At 61.0% G+C, this 18493-nt stretch carries 16 protein-coding genes; 6 read left to right on the top strand and 10 right to left on the bottom strand.

The features are described from left to right. Nucleotides 1-79: 79 nt before the first annotated feature. Nucleotides 80-778: an HAD hydrolase-like protein gene (locus tag PWM43_RS06025; RefSeq protein ID WP_289841645.1), complete on the top strand. Its 699-nt coding sequence runs from the start codon at nt 80-82 to the stop codon at nt 776-778. Between the two features lie 2 nt (nt 779-780). On the opposite strand, the gene PWM43_RS06030 is transcribed toward PWM43_RS06025, so the two are convergent. The 7 genes from PWM43_RS06030 to mutM all read right to left on the bottom strand — a co-directional run bounded on the left by PWM43_RS06030 (nt 781) and on the right by mutM (nt 9489). Beyond that, nucleotides 781-1572 (bottom strand): DUF3108 domain-containing protein, encoded by a 792-nt coding sequence (locus PWM43_RS06030; RefSeq protein ID WP_289841646.1) that lies wholly within the window; start codon nt 1570-1572, stop codon nt 781-783. Continuing rightward, complete coding sequence (gyrB, locus tag PWM43_RS06035) at nt 1565-4015, bottom strand: DNA topoisomerase (ATP-hydrolyzing) subunit B (protein WP_289841647.1); 2451 nt, start codon at nt 4013-4015, stop codon at nt 1565-1567. Before gyrB ends, PWM43_RS06030 begins: the two co-directional genes overlap by 8 nt. Nucleotides 4016-4091: 76 nt before the next feature. Continuing rightward, nucleotides 4092-5201: a DNA replication/repair protein RecF gene (recF, locus tag PWM43_RS06040; RefSeq protein ID WP_289841648.1), complete on the bottom strand. Its 1110-nt coding sequence runs from the start codon at nt 5199-5201 to the stop codon at nt 4092-4094. A gap of 13 nt (nt 5202-5214) precedes the next feature. After that, nucleotides 5215-6339: a DNA polymerase III subunit beta gene (dnaN, locus tag PWM43_RS06045; RefSeq protein WP_289841649.1), complete on the bottom strand. Its 1125-nt coding sequence runs from the start codon at nt 6337-6339 to the stop codon at nt 5215-5217. A gap of 134 nt (nt 6340-6473) precedes the next feature. Continuing rightward, on the bottom strand, nt 6474-7895 hold the full coding sequence (dnaA, locus tag PWM43_RS06050; protein WP_289841757.1) for a chromosomal replication initiator protein DnaA: 1422 nt from the start codon (nt 7893-7895) through the stop codon (nt 6474-6476). A gap of 270 nt (nt 7896-8165) precedes the next feature. Further along, nucleotides 8166-8435 (bottom strand): 30S ribosomal protein S20, encoded by a 270-nt coding sequence (rpsT, locus tag PWM43_RS06055; RefSeq protein WP_289841650.1) that lies wholly within the window; start codon nt 8433-8435, stop codon nt 8166-8168. A gap of 181 nt (nt 8436-8616) precedes the next feature. Next, nucleotides 8617-9489: a bifunctional DNA-formamidopyrimidine glycosylase/DNA-(apurinic or apyrimidinic site) lyase gene (gene mutM / locus PWM43_RS06060; RefSeq protein ID WP_289841651.1), complete on the bottom strand. Its 873-nt coding sequence runs from the start codon at nt 9487-9489 to the stop codon at nt 8617-8619. Between the two features lie 33 nt (nt 9490-9522). Between mutM and PWM43_RS06065 the strand changes: the two genes are divergently transcribed. From PWM43_RS06065 to PWM43_RS06085, 5 genes are read left to right on the top strand one after another with little or no spacing between them, the layout of a single operon-like run. Beyond that, complete coding sequence (locus tag PWM43_RS06065; protein WP_394356048.1) at nt 9523-10293, top strand: class I SAM-dependent methyltransferase; 771 nt, start codon at nt 9523-9525, stop codon at nt 10291-10293. 10 nt (nt 10294-10303) lie between these two features. Further along, a complete protein-coding gene (gene coaBC, locus PWM43_RS06070; RefSeq protein WP_289841653.1) occupies nt 10304-11521 on the top strand; it encodes a bifunctional phosphopantothenoylcysteine decarboxylase/phosphopantothenate--cysteine ligase CoaBC in 1218 nt (405 codons plus the stop codon). A gap of 57 nt (nt 11522-11578) precedes the next feature. Then, complete coding sequence (dut, locus tag PWM43_RS06075) at nt 11579-12070, top strand: dUTP diphosphatase (protein WP_289841758.1); 492 nt, start codon at nt 11579-11581, stop codon at nt 12068-12070. Nucleotides 12071-12090: 20 nt separating this feature from the next. Then, complete coding sequence (locus PWM43_RS06080; RefSeq protein WP_289841654.1) at nt 12091-13842, top strand: ABC transporter permease subunit; 1752 nt, start codon at nt 12091-12093, stop codon at nt 13840-13842. A 9-nt stretch (nt 13843-13851) separates the two neighbouring features. Further along, complete coding sequence (locus tag PWM43_RS06085) at nt 13852-15171, top strand: ABC transporter ATP-binding protein (RefSeq protein WP_289841655.1); 1320 nt, start codon at nt 13852-13854, stop codon at nt 15169-15171. 17 nt (nt 15172-15188) lie between these two features. Here PWM43_RS06085 and PWM43_RS06090 read toward each other — a convergent pair whose 3' ends face one another. From PWM43_RS06090 to proS, 3 genes are read right to left on the bottom strand one after another with little or no spacing between them, the layout of a single operon-like run. Next, complete coding sequence (locus tag PWM43_RS06090; protein ID WP_289841656.1) at nt 15189-15875, bottom strand: ABC transporter ATP-binding protein; 687 nt, start codon at nt 15873-15875, stop codon at nt 15189-15191. Next, complete coding sequence (locus tag PWM43_RS06095) at nt 15868-17115, bottom strand: lipoprotein-releasing ABC transporter permease subunit (protein WP_289841657.1); 1248 nt, start codon at nt 17113-17115, stop codon at nt 15868-15870. Before PWM43_RS06095 ends, PWM43_RS06090 begins: the two co-directional genes overlap by 8 nt. Continuing rightward, nucleotides 17115-18431 carry a proline--tRNA ligase gene (gene proS, locus PWM43_RS06100; protein WP_289841658.1) on the bottom strand — a complete coding sequence of 439 codons (1317 nt, stop codon included), beginning with the start codon at nt 18429-18431 and terminating at the stop codon, nt 17115-17117. The genes PWM43_RS06095 and proS overlap by 1 nt, the downstream gene beginning before the upstream one ends. Between the last annotated feature and the right edge of the window lie 62 nt (nt 18432-18493).

The raw sequence follows: 18493 nt of genomic DNA on the forward strand, positions 1-18493 counted from the left end.
CCCGAGCGCTGTCAAACCGGGGCCTCCGTCACTTCAAATTGCTGATTATTTCTACTGGATCGAAGTAAGGTCGTTTCGCATGATATCCGATAACGCTGATACCGTCTCGATCGTCGTCTTCGATCTCGACGGCACACTGATCGACAGTCTGCCGGATCTGGCGGATGTGAGCCGCGAATTGCTGGAGGAATATGGGCTTCGTCCGCCATCGGACTCCGAAGTCCGGGCGATGATCGGAGATGGCGTCCGGGTGCTGGTGGAGCGGCTGCTCGCGGCGTCCGATGCGCCCTCGACGATCGATCATGAAGACGCCACAACCCGATTCATGAAGCTCTACGGACCACGCGCAGCGGAACTCACCCGGCCCTTTCCCGGCACTGTCGAAACACTTGAATGTCTGCGCGAACGCGGGCTTCAATGTGCCGTCTGCACCAACAAACCGTTTAACGCGGCCCAGAAAATTCTTGCGACGCTCGGATTGAAATCGCTCATCGATGCCATCGCCGGAGGAGATACGTTCCCGTATCGCAAGCCGGACCCACGGCACCTGCTCGATACCATCGGCCTTCTGCACGGACGTCGCAGCACCAGCATCATGGTTGGAGACCATCGTAATGACGTGTCCGCCGCGAGTGGCGCCGGGATACGATCTGTGTTCGCCGAATGGGGATACGGAACGCCTGATATGGGCATCGCTGCCACCGATCGTGCCCGGACGATCTCGCAGTTGCCCGTAATTATTCGGTCTATGGACCAAAAAACATCCTTAAAAATTTGATATCAAAATTTTTTGGGTGGCGATTCCAGGATGGCTGTCAATTTGCCAATCTTCGGATGTTCGAACTCGACGCGCACAGCCACTAAACCGATACCGGGAAAATTCTCGAACCAGGCGGCACCGGGATGAACGGCTTTCCATTGATCCAGGTGACGGGAATCCTTCACGAAGCCGGCGATCTGATGCCCACTGAAATCGCAACGCAGAACCGGTCCTTTCATGAACTCGGCCATCCCGTCCGGAAGAGCAGCTGAGAACGGTCCATGGGCTTCCATGGCCGTCAGCCGCAACCCGTCAAACACATTGGCACTTCCGTTACACTTGCCGTCCTTCTGCATGGAGTTGATCAGCAGGGCCGCGGCACTGAGCGTGTCGATGGTGCCGTGACGCAAGTCGTCCCCGACAGGTTCGCGGTCGCTTTCTTCAGGAGAAAGAGCTGTAATCACAGGGGTATGATCGCGATAGCTCATTGCGATATGACGTTGGGTGCCGCGGGAATAGCCCCGACTGTCATACTGGAGCGGCACGATATTTTGCCCCTCGAACTTTCCTGAGGCCGTCGTATTGATATCCATCCGCACGAGCCAACCCAGTAGGCCGCCTGCCGTCAGATGGGTCTGGATGCCATATCCCCACGGCAACAACCGATAGTTGGCTTCCGCGTCGGCGACGTGGAAACCGTGAGTATAGATCCGATAACGCGTCTCGATCTGTCCTGGCGGATCCTCGGCCAAAGCCTGTGAGCAGAAGAGCGAAAGAAGGATTGCGGCGGCAACGAGGCTCTTTCTAGACATCCAGATTGGCGACTTTCTGGGCGTTGCCGACGATGAAGTCGCGACGCGGCTCTACGACGTCGCCCATAAGAGTCGAGAAAACCTGACCAGCCTCCTCAATGTCGCCGACCTTGACCTGCAACAGGATCCGCGTGGCCGGGTCGAGCGTGGTATCCCACAACTGCTCGTTGTTCATCTCACCCAGCCCTTTGAAGCGATTGATTGTCAGACCCCGACGACCCTGGGCCAGCACGCGGTCGAAAAGCGCCGCGGGACCGTTCATCGCATGCGCGTTCCCGTCCATCGTCAAAATCGCCGGAGATGCGAAATCCTGCGCCAACACGTCTTCCTCGGCCGCCAGTCGGCGCGCTTCGACGGAGCGCAGCAATGTCGCATCCAAGGTGTAGACTTCCCCGACACCACGGACGTTGCGCGCAAGACGCAACTCCCCGCTTTCCGTGGGGGCCACCTTCCATCCCCGCTCATTCGGGAGGGAGACCGCGTCCAATCGTGCCTGCAGCACGGGCGCGCGTTCCTGCGCAATGGCGGGATCCTGATGGAGGGCGCGGGCAATGGCCGCCTGTTCCAGAATCCAGACCGGAATTTTGTTCGCGATCTGCTTGACGGTCTGTGTGATGCGGCCCAGGCGCACGATGGTTGCGCGGAGGTCCTCGCCCGTCAGTTCCCGTCCGTCGGCGAGTGTCAGGCTCGCATTGGCCAGGGCCTTGTCGAGCAGGTAAGATTCAAGAGCCGCATCGTCCTTCAGATAGCGCTCGTCATTACCTCTCTTGGCGCGATAGAGCGGTGGCTGGGCGATATAAAGATACCCATTTTCAATCAGTTGAGGCATTTGCCTGAAGAAGAATGTCAGGAGTAGCGTGCGGATATGCGAGCCGTCGACATCGGCATCGGTCATGATGACGATCTTGTGGTAGCGGAGCTTTTCGATCGAGAAGCCGCCCTGATCGACCTCGCCATGTCCGATCCCGGTTCCGAGCGCGGTGATGAGAGTACCGACCTCCGCCGAACCCAGCATACGGTCGAAACGCGCTCGCTCGACATTCAGGATCTTTCCCTTGAGCGGCAGGATGGCCTGGAAGCGCCGATCCCGCCCCTGCTTGGCCGTGCCGCCAGCCGAGTCACCCTCAACGAGGAACAGTTCCGCCTTCGCTGCATCACGCTCCTGGCAATCCGCCAGCTTGCCCGGCAGGGACGATATATCCAGAACGCCCTTGCGTCGTGTCAGTTCACGTGCCCGGCGCGCCGCATCACGCGCCGCGGCCGCTTCGATAACCTTGGCGACAATGGCCTTCGCTTCCTTGGGGTGGGTCTCGAACCAGTGCCCCACGCTGTCGGCCACGGCAGCCTGAACAACCGGCTGCACTTCGGATGAAACAAGCTTGTCTTTCGTCTGCGACGAGAATTTCGGGTCCGGCACCTTCACCGACAGCACGGCGGTCATGCCTTCGCGCATGTCTTCGCCCGTGAGGGAGCCTGCTTCGCGCTTGCTGTGGGCTTCGGCATATTTCCCAACGATGCGCGTCAGGGCCTGGCGGAAACCCGCCAGATGCGAACCGCCGTCACGCTGCGGGATGTTGTTCGTGAAGCACAGCATCGTTTCATGGAAACTGTCATTCCAGGTCAGCGCGAATTCGACCCGGATGCCGCTCTCCGCGTGGTCGACAGAGGCTGTAATTGGTGGCGCTACAACGGGCGTTTTCGAGGAATCGAGCCATTCGGCAAAGGCGCGCAACCCGCCCTCGTAAAAGAAGCGCACTTCTCGCGGTTCGGCATGGCGTTCATCACGCAGGACGATCTCAAGCCCGGAGTTCAGAAACGCCAGCTCACGCATGCGGCGCTCGAGAACAGCGAACTCGAAATCCACCTTCGCGAAAGTATTCTTGCTCGGTTTGAACGTCACCAGCGTCCCGCGCGGCTCGTCGCTGGCGCCGATGACCGAGAGCGGTGCGTCGCGTTCGCCATGCTGGAAACGGATGAAATGCTCCTGCCCCTGCCGCCAGATACGAACTTCCATCCATTCCGACAGCGCGTTGACCACGGCCGCGCCGACACCATGCAGGCCACCCGAAACCTTGTAGGAATTCTGATTGAATTTGCCGCCGGCGTGAAGTTTCGTCAGCACCACTTCCGCGGCACTCACGCCCTCTTCGTCATGCATATCCGTCGGAATGCCGCGCCCGTCATCCCGCACGCTGACCGAACCATCACCGTTCAGCGTCAGGACGACGTGGCTCGCATGGCCCGCCTGCGCCTCGTCGACGGCGTTATCGATGATTTCGAACACCATGTGATGCAGTCCGGAACCGTCATCGGTATCACCGATATACATGCCGGGACGCTTGCGAACGGCATCCAGCCCCCGAAGGACCGAAATCGACGAGGCGCCATAGTCGTTATCCTCGGAACCGGCTTCAGGAGATGTGCTGGGATGATGTTCGGACATGCTGAGAAAAAGCTCCTTCTTTAGGTGTCGATCATAGACGCTTTCGCACGTCCGAACCACAGCGCGGCACTGATTTTCACGAACAATCGCGAAGCAGCTGACCGTCTGAAATGTGGCAGAAATCCGCGTGACCACGAAGTGCGGAAAAGGGTCCGGTTTCGGTTCCGGTGAGGAAGACCGGCCCGTCGATTTCGTTCAGCGCGTATAGCAGGGCACGCCGACGTTCTTCATCGAGATGGATCAGCGGTTCATCGAGGAGAAGCACCGGCGCATCCCCGCGTTGAACCGTCACGAGGCGCGCATGGGACAGAATGACGCCCACCAGCATCGCCTTCTGCTGACCGCTGCTCGAATATTCCGCGGAGCGCTGGCTTTGGCGATCCCGCAACAAGAGGTCCGCGCGTTGCGCGCCCAGAGAGGCTGATCCGCGCGCCCGGTCCGTGCTCCGTGCCGCGGCGAGCGCCGATCGAAGCCGATCCTCGGTATCGAGAGCCGACATTTCTTTCAGGAAATCGCCGATGGCGCATTCAAGCGCAAGATCGCTTCTGGGAAAGCCATGCAGATCAAGAGACAGGTCGTTCATGGCGTCAATGAGCGCCAGCCGCGCCGCTGTAACGGCTACGGCATGGCGTGCGAGAGAATCTTCAATCGCGCTCAGCCACGCGTGCTCATGAGGTCTTTCGGCGAGCAGGCGATTCCTTTGTGAGAGCGCCTGATCATGCGCGGCGACTTCGCGTGCGTGGCCCGGCTCCAGCGCCACGACCAGACGATCCAGAAAACGACGGCGTCCGGACCCGGCTTCCAGAAAAAGCCGGTCCATCTGAGGCGTCAGCCATACGGCGGAGAAAACCTGTGCGACTTCACCCTGCGTCCGAACCGACTGCTCATTGATTTGAAAAAGTCGGCGTGAACTGTTTTCCGGTGCAATTCCGGTGCCCAGATCCAGGACATCGCCTGATTTTTCGATCGTCCCCGCAACGCCCCATCGCGTGGCTCCATGCCGGGCAAGCTGGCGGGGCAACGCGTTCCGAAGGCCCCGACCGGGTGCCAGAAGGGAGACGGCTTCGAGAAGATTGGTCTTCCCGGCACCGTTTTCACCGGTCAGCACGGCGATCGAGCGTTCAGGCGTCCAGTTCAGCCGCGTATAGCTGCGGAAGTCCGTAAGGACGACACGTTTGATCTTCAAAGAAAAATCGCGTTCAGACCCTCATAGGCATCAGGACATAGAGCGCGGACGGCGTATTCGTGTCCCGCACGAGAGTCGGTGCTGCATTGTCGGCGAATGCGAACTCGACCTCGGTTTCGATCTGGTCCGTAATGTCGTTCAGATACCGAGCCTGGAAGCCGATCTCGATTGGTGCTGCATCATAGGCGACGCTGTTCTCATCGAGTTCTTCCTTGGCCATGCCCTGATCCGGACTGACGGCGGATAGGGTCAGCAGGTTCGGCATGACGGAGAGCTTGACCGGGCGGGAACGCTCCTGGCTGATGGCCGCGACCCGACCGACGGCATCGGCGAAATCACGTTTCCCCACACGCAGGATGCGGTCGTTCCCCTTGGGAATGACCCGTTCGTATTCCGGAAAAGTGCCATCGATCAGTTTTGAGGTCAGCAGGATGGGACCACAACGAAATTGAATGCGGGTGTCGGAAACATTCACCTCGATGTCAGTGCTGCCTTCATCGAGGAGCTTGCGCAGTTCGTGAATCGTCTTGCGAGGAATGATGACTCCGGGCATCCCCTCGGCGCCGACGGGCACGTCGGCCTCCACACGTGCCAGTCGATGCCCGTCCGTCGCAACGGCGCGCAGCATCGGCCCCGTTTCGAGGTCGGCGACGTGGAGATAAATTCCGTTGAGATAGTAACGGGTCTCTTCGGTCGAAATCGCGAACCGGGTGCGATCGATCAGGCCGCGCAGCACGGAAGCCGCGATCGTAAAAGCAAAGGGCAGGTCACCGGCGACCATCGAGGGAAAATCGTCCACGGGAAGGACGTTCAGGCTGGTGGCATACTTGCCCGCACGCAGCGTCAGCGGTGCATCCGTCCCGGCATGGTCCAGCTCCACAACCGAACCATCCGGCAGTTTGCGCACGATGTCATAAAGAACGGCGGCTGGCGCGGTCGTCGCTCCGGGACGCGCCGTCTCCGCGGCGATGTTTTCGACCACGGCGATTTCCATGTCCGTTGCGGTCAGACGCAACAGGCCATCCTCTGCGGACAGAAGCACATTGGCGAGGATCGGAATGGTATTGCGCTTTTCAGCGACACTTTGAATATGAGCCAGAGCCCGGAGCAGCGTGGCGCGATCGGCCTTGAATTTCATCTGGTGGTTGATCCTCGACACGGGCGTAAAAAGCACTGGAAGCCAACGGTGCTCCCAGCGTCATGAATGCCTGGATACCTTATCAGAGCAAAGACGCAGCGAAAAGCGCAGAGAACCGCCTGAAACGGGAGATTTCAGCCCTCGAGCATCCTGCGCAGCAGTTCGACGTCCTCGGCGAAGGAAACGTCCTGCTCCATCAGTTCCGTCACGCGTGAAACGGCGTGCATGACCGTCGTGTGGTCCCGGTTCCCGAATTTCCTACCGATTTCCGGTAGCGAACGGCTTGTCAGTTGCTTGGCAAGATACATCGCCACCTGCCGGGGACGCGCCACGGCCCGCGCGCGCCGGGCCGAAGACATGTCCGTCAGGCGAATGTTCCAGTGTTCCGCGACCTTGCGCTGGATTTCTTCGATCGTCACGCGCCGGTCATGCGCCTTGAGAATATCGTGCAGGACTTCCTGGGTGTTCTCCAGGGTGATCGGACGCCCGAACAGATTGGCGTGGGCGATCAGTCGGTTGAGAGCGCCTTCCAGCTCACGCACGTTCGACGTGATCTTATGGGCGAGAAATTCCAGAACCTTGGTGGGGACGCTCACATGCGAAGCATTGGCCTTCGCTTCCAGAATCGAAATGCGCAGTTCGAACGTCGTGGCGTGGATGTCCGCCACCATGCCGCAGCCGAGGCGCGTGCGCAGACGGTCCTCGAGACCGGACAGGTCGGAAGGCGACTTGTCGGCGCTCACCACGATCTGACGCCCCGCATCGACCAGAGCATTGAACGTGTGAAAAAATTCTTCCTGCGTGTTGTCCTTGCCGATCAGGAACTGGAGATCGTCGATCATCAGGACGTCGACGGATCGAAGCTGTTCCTTGAATTCCATCGTGGACTGGGACCGGATGGCCGCGATGAAGCGATACATGAACTTCTCGGCGGACATATAGGCCACCGATACCCGTCCGTCGCGCGTCAACTCCGAACCGATCGCGTGCATGAGATGGGTCTTGCCAAGCCCGACGCCGCCATAAAGGAACAGCGGATTGAACCCGGCGCTGGACGGCTTTTCCGCCACGCGCCGGGCGCAGGCATAGGCGAATTCATTGGGTTTGCCGACGACGAACGTATCGAAAGTGAAGCGCGGATCGAGCGGCACCGCCAGATCGTTACGCACCTCGGGAGTCGCCGGGGTCGCGGGAGGCGCGTCCTCTTCCGGCTGCGCGGCCTCGGGCCCGGATGTGGCCGAAGAAGCAGCCGTCGTTCCGCCGCGCTGGACCTGCAACTCGACCCGACGGACGACAGGGCATTCTGTCTGCCAAAGGTTCTGGAGGCGGTCCCCATACTGGCCCCGCACCCAGTCACGCAGGAATCGACTCGGCAGAAGCAGGGCGATTTCGTCTTCTTCCAGCGGTCCAAGCACGATCTGCTTGAGCCATGTGCTGTATTCGACGTCGCCAACTTCCGCACGCAACCGATCGCGCACACGAACCCAGTGAGCATTCAACTGAACGGTCGATAAAGCAGCGGAGTCTGAAGCATCAGGAGAGCCGATAGGCGTCATTTCGTCTGTCATGTCTCCTCCCACAATGCCGCCGAAGATATGACAGGGACGGCCGCCTCATGGCGTCCGACCGCTTATCCGCCGACGAACAATACGGTAAGGCCCGCCCCCGGTGCAACCGGGAGACCCACCGTTCAGAATATGCCACCAGGATCGGCAGACACAGAAAAGGCATCGCCTCGATATCAAGACGATGCCTTGCCAGTCACAAGAATGCGACATTGCATTGGACTGAGAGGCGGTTTTCGCCTGCCCCTCAGTCCAATGCAATCAGGCGGTTGCGAGCGCCTTGATGCGTGCCGAAAGACGCGAAATCTTGCGGGCAACGGTGTTGCGGGAAATCACACCCTTGCCTGCGGCGCGCTGCATTTCCGGCTGAGCGACGCGCAGGGCCTCGGCGGCGCTGGTCTTGTCGCCAGAGAGAATCGCTGTCTCAATTTTCTTCACGAACGTGCGCATGCGCGAAACGCGGGCCACGTTGCGCTCGCGGCGACGCTCGTTCTGACGGATGCGCTTGCGCGCGGAAGCATTATTAGCCATGTCGTTTCTTTGGACCTGTTCTACGGTTCGGCTGTCGAGGTCGCTTGCGCGACAATGTGTCGTGCCAGGATCGCCGCCCCCCTGAGGGCGCACCGATTGGCGGAGCGCTGCGTGTATGCCAGACGGGCCTTCGCCGTCAAGCACGAACGCATCGCGTTGTCCCCGTTTTCCACATCTTCTTCTAAAGCGGCTGGCGCATCGGACACAGAAACGTCGATCGTCCCGCCTGGACAATGCGCTCGACGCCGCCACAGGTCGGCGGACCGGGACAATCCGCGCAACCCCGCCCTTCCCGACCGTAAACCCTGTGAAAATCCTGAAACCCGCCTTTCTCGCCGCCCGGCTGCGCGTAGTCACGCAGAGACGAGCCGCCGGAATTGACAGCCTCTATAAGCACGTCCTGGATAACGGGCATCAATCGGCGCCATTCCGCCGGGGTCAGGGAGCCAGCCTCGCGCGCGGGATGAATTTCAGCGCGGTGCAGAGCCTCGCATACATATATATTGCCCAGTCCGGCGATGACCTTCTGGTCAAGCAGAAGATTCTTGACCGGCGCACGGCGTCGTTCCGCGAATTTTCCAAGCGGAAACTTCAGAAAAGCCGCGTCGAGAGGCTCGACGCCGAGGGCCGCGATCAGGGGATGAGAGTTTTCCTCGGACGTCGTGAGCAGAAGCACGGCTCCGAAGCGTCTCGGATCGATCATGCCGACGCGGGTATCGTCATCCATGAAAAACGTCACGTGTTCGTGCGCGCGCGCCGTCTCCCGGCGAGAGCCGGACGCCACGCCTTCCCTCGCCTCGGGACGCGCGATGAAGACACGCCCCGACATTCCGAGATGAAGCAGAACCGTCAGATCGTCGCTCAGGCGTATGAGAATATATTTACCGCGCCGCCGGAGATCGAGCACCCTCTTTCCGACGACCCGCGGCGCGAAATCTTCGGGAATAGCCCAGCGCAGGTCGTGGCGGGCAACGATGGCCCGCGTAATCACATGACCTTCGATGGCCGTTCGGAGGCCACGCATGGCGGTTTCGACTTCGGGAAGCTCTGGCATATCGGTCGATGAGCCTATATCGAAGGAGCCATGATGAACAATCCCGCGCCCCACGCCTCCGACGCCTACGACGAAACGACCGATTTCGGCTATCGCACCGTATCCCGGGACGAGAAGAAGCCGCTGGTGAGAGCCGTCTTCGACAGCGTCGCCTCCAAATATGACGTCATGAACGATGTCATGTCTCTCGGAATTCACCGGGTCTGGAAGCGCATCTTCATAACCACGCTCGCCCCGCGTCCGGGTCTGAAGCTTCTGGATCTCGCGGGCGGCACGGGCGATATCAGCTTCGGCTGGCTCAAGGGCGGCGGCGGCGCAACATTACTGACAGACATCAATGCGGCGATGCTCTCGGTCGGACGCGATCGGGCCACGGCGCGCGGCTACCTCCCCGATCTGACGTTCTGCGTGGTCGATGCCGAAGCCATCCCCGTGCCGGATGCCAGTGTTGATCGTGTGGCCATCGCTTTTGGTCTGCGCAACTGCACGGACAAGGACGCGGTCCTGCGGGAGGCGCTGCGCGTGTTGCGGCCCGGTGGTCGTTTCTGTTGCCTCGAGTTCTCGCATGTGCAGGTCGCGGCCCTCGCCCCCGTTTACGACGCATGGTCGTTCGGTGTGCTGCCGCGCATGGGCTCCATGATCGCCAAGGATTCGGAAAGCTATCGCTATCTTGCCGAAAGCATTCGCATGTTTCCCGATCAGGAGATGCTCGCGAGCATGATGCGCGACGCGGGCTTTGCGCATGTGAGCTATCGGAACCTCTCGGGCGGCATCGCGGCCATTCATTCCGGCTGGCGTATCTAGGAGGCCGGAGGTGAGCGCGCGCCGTGTCCTGCTGATCGTCGGAGGGGGCATCGCGGCCTATAAGAGTCTTGAACTCGTCCGATATCTGCGTGTCCGAAACGTCGCCGTCACACCGGTGATGACCAGATCGGCGTGCGAGTTCATCACCCCGCTCTCCTTGCAGACGCTCGCGGGCGAAGCGGTCCATACCGACCTGTTCTCACCCACGCTCGAGAGCGAGATCGGACATATCGCCCTTTCCCGCAGCGCCGATCTTGTCGTCGTCTGCCCTGCCACGGCCAACCTCATGGCTCGCATGCGCATGGGGATCGCGGATGACCTCGCGACGACGTTGCTGCTGGCCACGACGACGCCGGTCCTGATCGCTCCGGCGATGAATGTCCGTATGTGGGAGCACCCGGCCACACGCGATAATCACGCGGTCCTGCTTTCACGCGGCGTAGAGTTCGTCGGGCCGGTCGAAGGCTCCATGGCCTGTGGCGAGCACGGCGTCGGTCGCCTCGAAGACGCGGACGTCATCGCGGAGCGCATCCTGGCGAAACTCGACGACATTGCTGCGGGCGGGTCCGGTCCACTGTCAGGACGAAGGGCTCTGGTGACCGCCGGACCGACTTACGAACCGATCGATCCCGTCCGCTTCATCGGCAATCATTCATCGGGCAAGCAGGGCTTCGCGGTTGCCAGCGCGCTTGCGATGCTGGGCGCCGAGGTCACGCTGGTCAGCGGTCCGGTCTCCCTGCCTACGCCTCCCCATGTACGGCGGATCGATGTCGGCACGGCACAGGAGATGCTTTCGGCCTGTGAGTCGCTCCTGCCTGTCGATATCGCGGTTTGCGTCGCCGCGGTCAGCGACTGGCGGGTCGACCATGTGGCCACGGACAAGCTGAAAAAAACCGCCGGTGTGCTTCCGGCTCTTTCCCTGGTCGAAAATCCCGACATTCTTGCGACACTTTCCGCGACTGGCCCGCGACGGCCCGCGCTCGTCGTCGGCTTTGCCGCTGAAACACACGACATGATCCGGCATGCCGTCGAGAAATTCGCACGCAAGGGCTGTGACTGGCTTCTCGCGAACAGCGTTGGCGGAGGTTCGGGCACATTCGGTGGAGACCGCAATACCGTGACCCTCCTGACGGGTAGTATGACCGAAGCATGGGCCGAAATGTCCAAAATTCAGGTCGCGCAAAATCTTGCATCACGGATCGCCCTGCATTTCAGGGACCGTGCATAGGGACAGGCGTTGCAGGAAAGACTTGCGGATTGCCGCCGCGTTGGGTTCAATCTCCGCATGATCACCACACCCGTCTCCGTTGCCGTCGTGCGGCTGCCGCACGCCGCAGATCTTCCGCTTCCTTCCTATGCGACGTCCGGTGCCGCCGGTTTCGATCTGCTGGCGGCCGTCACCGACACGATGGAGGTGCATCCCGGCAGCCGGGCGCTGGTGCCGACCGGCCTGCGCATGGCGATTCCCGCGGGTTACGAAATTCAGATCCGCCCGCGCTCGGGTCTGGCGCTCAAGCAGGGGATCATCCTTCCGAATGCGCCCGGCACGATCGATGAGGATTATCGCGGCGAAGTCGGCGTCATCATTCTCAACGCCGGACAGGACATCTTTACGGTCACGCGCGGCATGCGCATCGCACAGGCTGTCCTCGCGCCTGTCACGCGTCTCACCTGGCTGGAAGTCCATGACCTCGATGCAACGGAACGGGGCGAAGGCGGCTTCGGCAGCACGGGGCTGGTGGAGGCCTTCATCGAAGCCGAAGAAACCGGAGCCTGAGGCAGGAGATCCATCCCGTCATGGCCGTGGACGAACATCTTTCGTCTGACACATCCTCGGGCGCTTCCCGCCTGCCTCGGTGGGTGGCGTGTGTTGCGGTGACGCTGGTTCTTCTGGCTCTTGCGAACCGTGGCGTGATGCCGTCCGCCACGCGCAGCGTGACGCCGCTCGCATTTCATATCACGTTCGTGGATATCCTCCTCGATGCCGGGATATCCCTGTTGCGCTTCGGATGCGTTATTCTGATCGCGATGCTCGCGGCCCTCGGCTTTGGAACCATGGCGGCGAAATCCTCGGCGCTGAGTGCGGTCCTGCTGCCATTCCTCTGGTGCCTCGGCTGCGTTCCCGCTCTTGGAACAACAGCCGTTCTCTATGTGATGTTGCCAGCGGGCGCTTCTCCGAACGTCGCGGAATGGATGATCGTGGCTTCGGCAGTTCTGTGTTTCGTGCCGCCGGCCTCCAAAGCGCTTCACAATGCGCTGGTGACGACGCCCTCCGATCTTCTGAACGTCGCGCGCTGCCTGGGCCTGCGGCGTTGGGCGCAGTTCTGGCGCGTCGAAATGCCTCACGCATTACCCGCCTTCTCGTCGGCCTTCCTTCGACAGATCCCCGCTGCGCTGACCGTCATGCTGGCGAGTGAAATGCTTGTCAGCCAGGGACCGCCGCATGGAGGGTCATCGCATGGGGTCGCGTCGCATGAGGGGCTGGGCGCCGCCGCGCTCGCGGTCGCGACCGAAGGTTCAGCCGCGTCGAATACGGAAATTTTCGTCGTCGCCCTGATCATGGGTGTCGTGCTAGATCGATTTCTGGCCCAGCCTTTGAAAACATGGACGCAACGCTACGCGGTATCCGGTCAAAGGCGATCCGGCGCCATGCGTCTCATGCTGGTCTCATGGAGCGCATACTGGCCCTTTCCCAATCTCTCCCGGAAACTGATCGACGCATTATACGAATGTCTGAGCTGGCTCGGTACGATGCCTTTGGGCAGACCGCCCCGCGCGGCACCCGCCGATAGTGAAATCAGAAGACCCCCAGCGTGGTGGTCATCGTTTTTCTGGGTGTTTGTCGGTGTCGTTGCCCTTCTCATGTCACAGCGCGACGGCACGCCTCATATGGCCGGTGCCGGGTTTCAAATTCTTGAAGAAACGCTGTTTTCCCTCTTTTTCGTCACGCTCATCGGCGCGCTGTTTGCAGTGCCCGGGATTCTGATCGGCGTCTGGGGAAGGCATGTCCTGGGTCGAAGAGCCGCCACGCTATCGAGCCTGCTTATGACGCTGCCCACCATCGTTCTCTTTCCGCTCCTCGCCCGGTTGGCGGACCCGGGCCGGGCGGCGTCCACGTTCTGGATCGCCGTTCTGCTCATGCCGGGTATTGTCGGACTGGTGGCCACCGAATGTCTCGTCGCCATGCGCAACATGCCGGCGGATCGGTTCCATGCTGCCCGCTATCTGGGGTTGCGGGGCCAGCTTTTATGGGAGCGCCTGTTATGGCCGACACTCTCGCCCTATCTCGTCCGTGGCCTGCGTGAAAGTTTCGAATGGGCGTGGAACATGCTCGTTCTCATAGAGAGTTTTGCATGGGCTGGCGGTCTCGTCGCCATGCCGGGCATCGGCGCGTATGTCGCCGTTCATGCGCTTCGCCAGGATGCGACGGCCACCGTCCTCGGCGTCGCGGCCATGACGATGGTGACCATGGCAATGCGGCAGTATCTCTGGCTTCCCCTGCGTCTTCGTGTCGAACTTCGTTACGCCATACCCGATCAAGGTTCCTGAGAGATCCCGATGTTCCCGCACCTCCTGTCTTTTCGTGGTTGCAGTCAGACGTATCACAAGAGACGTGCGACCGAGCTTCCCGTATTGTCGGACGTCAATTTCTCCGTTTCTTCAGGTGAAATCGTCGGCCTCGTCGGTCGCGCCGGATCGGGGAAATCCACCCTGCTCCGGATCGCTTCAGGGCTGTTGAAGCCGACCGAGGGCGAAGTCGTGTGGAAAGGCAAGCCGCTTGAAGGGCCGACGCCGGAAATCGGAGTCGTCTTCCAGTCTTTCGCTCTTTTTCCCTGGCTGACAGTCGAAGAGAACGTCGCTCTCGGACTGGAAGCGCACGGCGTCAAGCGTGAGGACCGGGCGCAGCGGACGCATCGGATCATCGAGTTGCTCGGCTTCAGCGGCTACGGGAACGCCTATCCCAAGGAACTGTCCGGCGCGATGCAGCAACGGACCGGCATTGCGCGTGCGCTCGTGCTGGAACCCGATCTTCTCATCATGGATGAGCCTTTTGCCGCCCTTGACCATCTGACGGGGGAAAATCTGCGCACCGATCTGATCGACCTCTGGTCGGACGGGAAGCTTCCCGTTCAGGCCATGATGATGGTGACGCATAACGTCGAGGAGGCCGTACTCATGTGCGATCGCCTTTTGATCTTTTCGTCCAACCCCGGTCGGATCATTCATGAGGTGCGCGTTCCGATCCAGCATCCGCGCAATCGCGACGATCCGGCTTTCCGGGCTATCGTCGATCAGGTTTACACGCTCATGACCCGCCGGGCGCCGATCGTCTCCGAAGCCGATATCGACGAAACGGCCTCGGTTCAGCCGCCGGCCCCGCTGGCCATCGTGCTTCCGCCCCTTTCGGTCAACCCCATGGTCGGGCTCATGGAGGTCCTGGCTCAGGCTCCTCTCAACGGGCGCGCCGACCTTCCGATGCTGGCTGAACGCCTGCAAATGGCGCTGGACGATCTCTTTCCGATCGGCGAGTCCCTCCATCTTCTGGGACTGGCCGAACTCGAGGACGGCGACATCATGCTGACGGAAGACGGAATGCGCTTCGCCGATGCCGAGCACGAGCAGCGGCAGGACATCATGCGTTCCGCGATGCTCCACTCAATTCCATTGATCCGGAATATTCGCACGGTGCTCGACGAGAGACCGGCCCATACCGCCGACGCCGAACGCTTTCGCAAGGAACTGGAAGCCTGCATGTCGGCGTCCTACGCCCAGCAGACGCTCCAGACGGCCATCAACTGGGCGCGTTACGCCGAACTGTTCGACTTCGACGAAGAGGACGACCAGTTCCTTCTGGCGGGCACCGCGACCGGCGCCTAGAACCTCGCGTCAGACGTCTATCGTGCGAGCGCGACGACCTGCCCTTCATGCAGCGTGACGGTCCGGTCCATTCGCGCCGCCAGGGCTTCATTATGGGTCGCGATCAGCGCCGCGGCTCCCTCTTCACGCACGATCCGAAGCAGTTCTCCGAAAACCAGATCCGAGGTGTTCGTATCCAGATTGCCTGTCGGCTCGTCCGCCAGCAGGACACGGGGACGGTTCGCCAGGGCCCGCGCGATCGCCGCCCGCTGCTTCTCACCGCCCGACATCTTTCCCGGCATCGAATCCAGTCGATGGCCGAGGCCGAAACGCTTCAGAAGATCATCCGCCCGCGTATGCGCATCCCTGCGTCCAACGCCTGCGATCATCTGCGGAAGCATGACGTTTTCGCGGGCCGTAAATTCCGGCAGGAGATGATGGAACTGATAGACGAAGCCGATCTCATCCCGTCGTAGCGCCGTGCGTCCGTTATCGGAGAGATTGGCGGCCTGTCTGCCACCAATGGCGACCGTTCCGTGTTGCGGCGCTTCCAGAAGACCCGCCAGATGCAGGAGTGTGGACTTCCCGGTGCCGCTGGGGGCGACGAGCGCGACGATTTCACCGGCACTCAGTTCAAATCCCGCATTGGCAAGAATGGTCAGCGTCTCGTCGCCCGAACGGTAGCGACGGGTAATTCCGGCCATGGAGAGAGCGGTTTCACTCATGACGCAGCGCCTCGATCGGGTCCGTTCTGGCAGCGCGCCATGAAGGATAGAGGGTCGCAAGCAGGGACAGGGCCAGAGCCATCACCATCACTTCAATCACCTGAGACCAGACCAGCTTCGCCGGCAATCGCTCGAGATAATAAACCGTGGGATCAAACAGGTTGGTGTGGGTGATGCGTTCCAGAACGTGGCGGATACGCTCGATGTTGATGCAGAAAATCACGCCGAGCGCGGTACCCGTCAGTGTTCCGGTCACACCGACAAAGGCGCCGCACATGAGGAAAATCCGCATCACGGCGCCACGGCTCGCGCCGATGGTGCGCAGGACCGCGATGTCCGCCGTCTTGTCTTTGACCATCATGATCAGAGAGGAAATGACATTGAACGCCGCGACCAGGATGATGAGCGTCAGAATCAGGAACATCACATTCTGCTCGACCGTGATGGCCCCGAGAAACGCGTTGTTCTCCTGCGCCCAGTCCACCACCTGCAACCGGGGATCATCGAGCCTGCGGGCGATCTCGCGGGTCACGGGCTGAACCGTCATGGGGTCGTTCGTCGAAACCTGAATCAGCGAAACCTGATCGGGCATCATGAGAAAATGCTGCGCTGTTTTCAGCGGCATGAGGACGACGGAACCATCATAGTCGTTCACGCCGGCCCGGAAAATTCCGGCGATGCGATAGGCCTTGATGCGCGGCATAGTCCCGAAAGGCGTGGCCTGTCCATCGATCGACATGATGGTGATCCGATCCCCGACCGAAAGACCGGAATGCGAAGCCAGTGACCAGCCGATCGCCACGGCGTCGTCGCCCTGGATATCCTCGGGACGTCCGCTCTCGAAATTGTCGCTGATGGCATGAAGGGCCTTGAGGTCATCCTGCGAAATCCCCCTGACCACGCCACCTGTGCGAAAACGACCCGCACTGAGCAGGACGGTTCCCTGCGCCAGAGCGATTGTGCGGGTCACGCCGGGTACAGCGCGGATGGAGGCGATATCGTCCTGGTAGTTGGAGATGTTCTGTCCCGCACCATAGATCGTCAGATCGCCGTTCAGCCCCAGGATGCGACTCATGAGATCGGCCTTGAAGCCATTCATGACCGCCATGACGATGATGAGCGTCGCCACGCCGAGTGCAATGCCGATCAAGGAGAAGACGGCGATGATCGAGGCGAAGCGCTCGCCGCGCCGGGCGCGCAGATAGCGCCCGGCCACCATGCGTTCGAAGCGGCCGAACATCAGCCCCCCAGCACGCGGGAGAGAGCATCCTCGACCGACAGTTCGAGGCGCTCGCCCGTGGCGCGGCGCTTGAGTTCGACCATGCCTTCTTTCGCGCCGCGCGGCCCGACGATCATCTGCCAGGGATGTCCGAGCAGATCCGCGTCGTTGAATTTCACGCCCGCCCGGTCGGATCGGTCGTCATAAAGAAAAGCATCCGGAGCCGCGGCATACAGGCGCTCGCAGATGGCGTCGCTCGCGGCGTCGCCGACCTTGAGGTTGAGGATGGCCGCCCTGTAGGGCGCGACCTCGTCAGGCCATATAAGCCCCGCCTCGTCATGGCTGGCTTCGATGATCGCACCGACCAGCCGTGAAACGCCGATGCCGTAGGAACCCATCTGCGGGAACAGAGGCGCGCTATCCGAACCGCTGACCGAAATTCCCATCGCTTCGGTATATTTCGTGCCGAAATAGAAGATGTGACCGACCTCGATGCCGCGACCTTCACGACGGCGATCCTCGGGCACTTCAGACCAGGCTTTTTCGTCGTGCATTTCATCGGTTGCGGCGTAAGAGCCCGTCACGCGATTGAAAAACGCTTCGAGGCTAGCCGTGTCGGCGATGTCGACATCCTGAGCCAGCCAGTCCTGCTCCTCCAGAGCGGCATCGTAAAACACGCCGCTCTCGCCCGTCGGCGCCAGCACAAGAAATTCATGGCTGAGATTGCCGCCGATCGGACCGGTATCGGCCACCATCGGCACGGCCCGAACCCCGAGACGCTGGAAGGTGCGCAGATAAGCCAGCATCATCCGGCGATAGGAAGCCACGGCCCCTTCGTAGGTGACATCGAAGGAATAGGCGTCCTTCATGAGGAATTCGCGACCCCGCATCACGCCAAAACGCGGACGCAGCTCGTCACGGAATTTCCACTGGATATGATAAAGAACCTGCGGCAGTTCACGATAGGATTTGATCGCCTGACCAAACAGGTCCGTAATCATTTCCTCGTTGGTCGGCCCGTAGAGCATCTCGCGCTCGTGACGATCCTTGATCCGCAGCATTTCAGGGCCGTAAGCGTCATAACGGCCTGAACGCCGCCACAGATCGGCGGATTGAAGCGTCGGCATCAGCACTTCCTGAGCACCGATGGCGTTTTGCTCCTCGCGCACGATGCGCTCGATATTGCGCAGAACGCGCAGCCCGGCAGGCAGCCAGGCATAGATGCCGGACGATGTCTGGCGGATGAGACCCGCTCTGAGCATCAGCCGGTGGGAGGCGATCTGTGCCTCGGCAGGCACTTCTTTCAACATCGGCTGAAAAGCGCTCGAAAGGCGCATGGAACGTAGCCTTTTATGGGTGTTGAACGTGATCGGCCGCCATGGATGCGGCCGAGACATGA

The organism is Brytella acorum, from assembly GCF_029309905.1.
In the GTDB taxonomy this organism is placed as follows: domain Bacteria; phylum Pseudomonadota; class Alphaproteobacteria; order Acetobacterales; family Acetobacteraceae; genus Brytella; species Brytella acorum.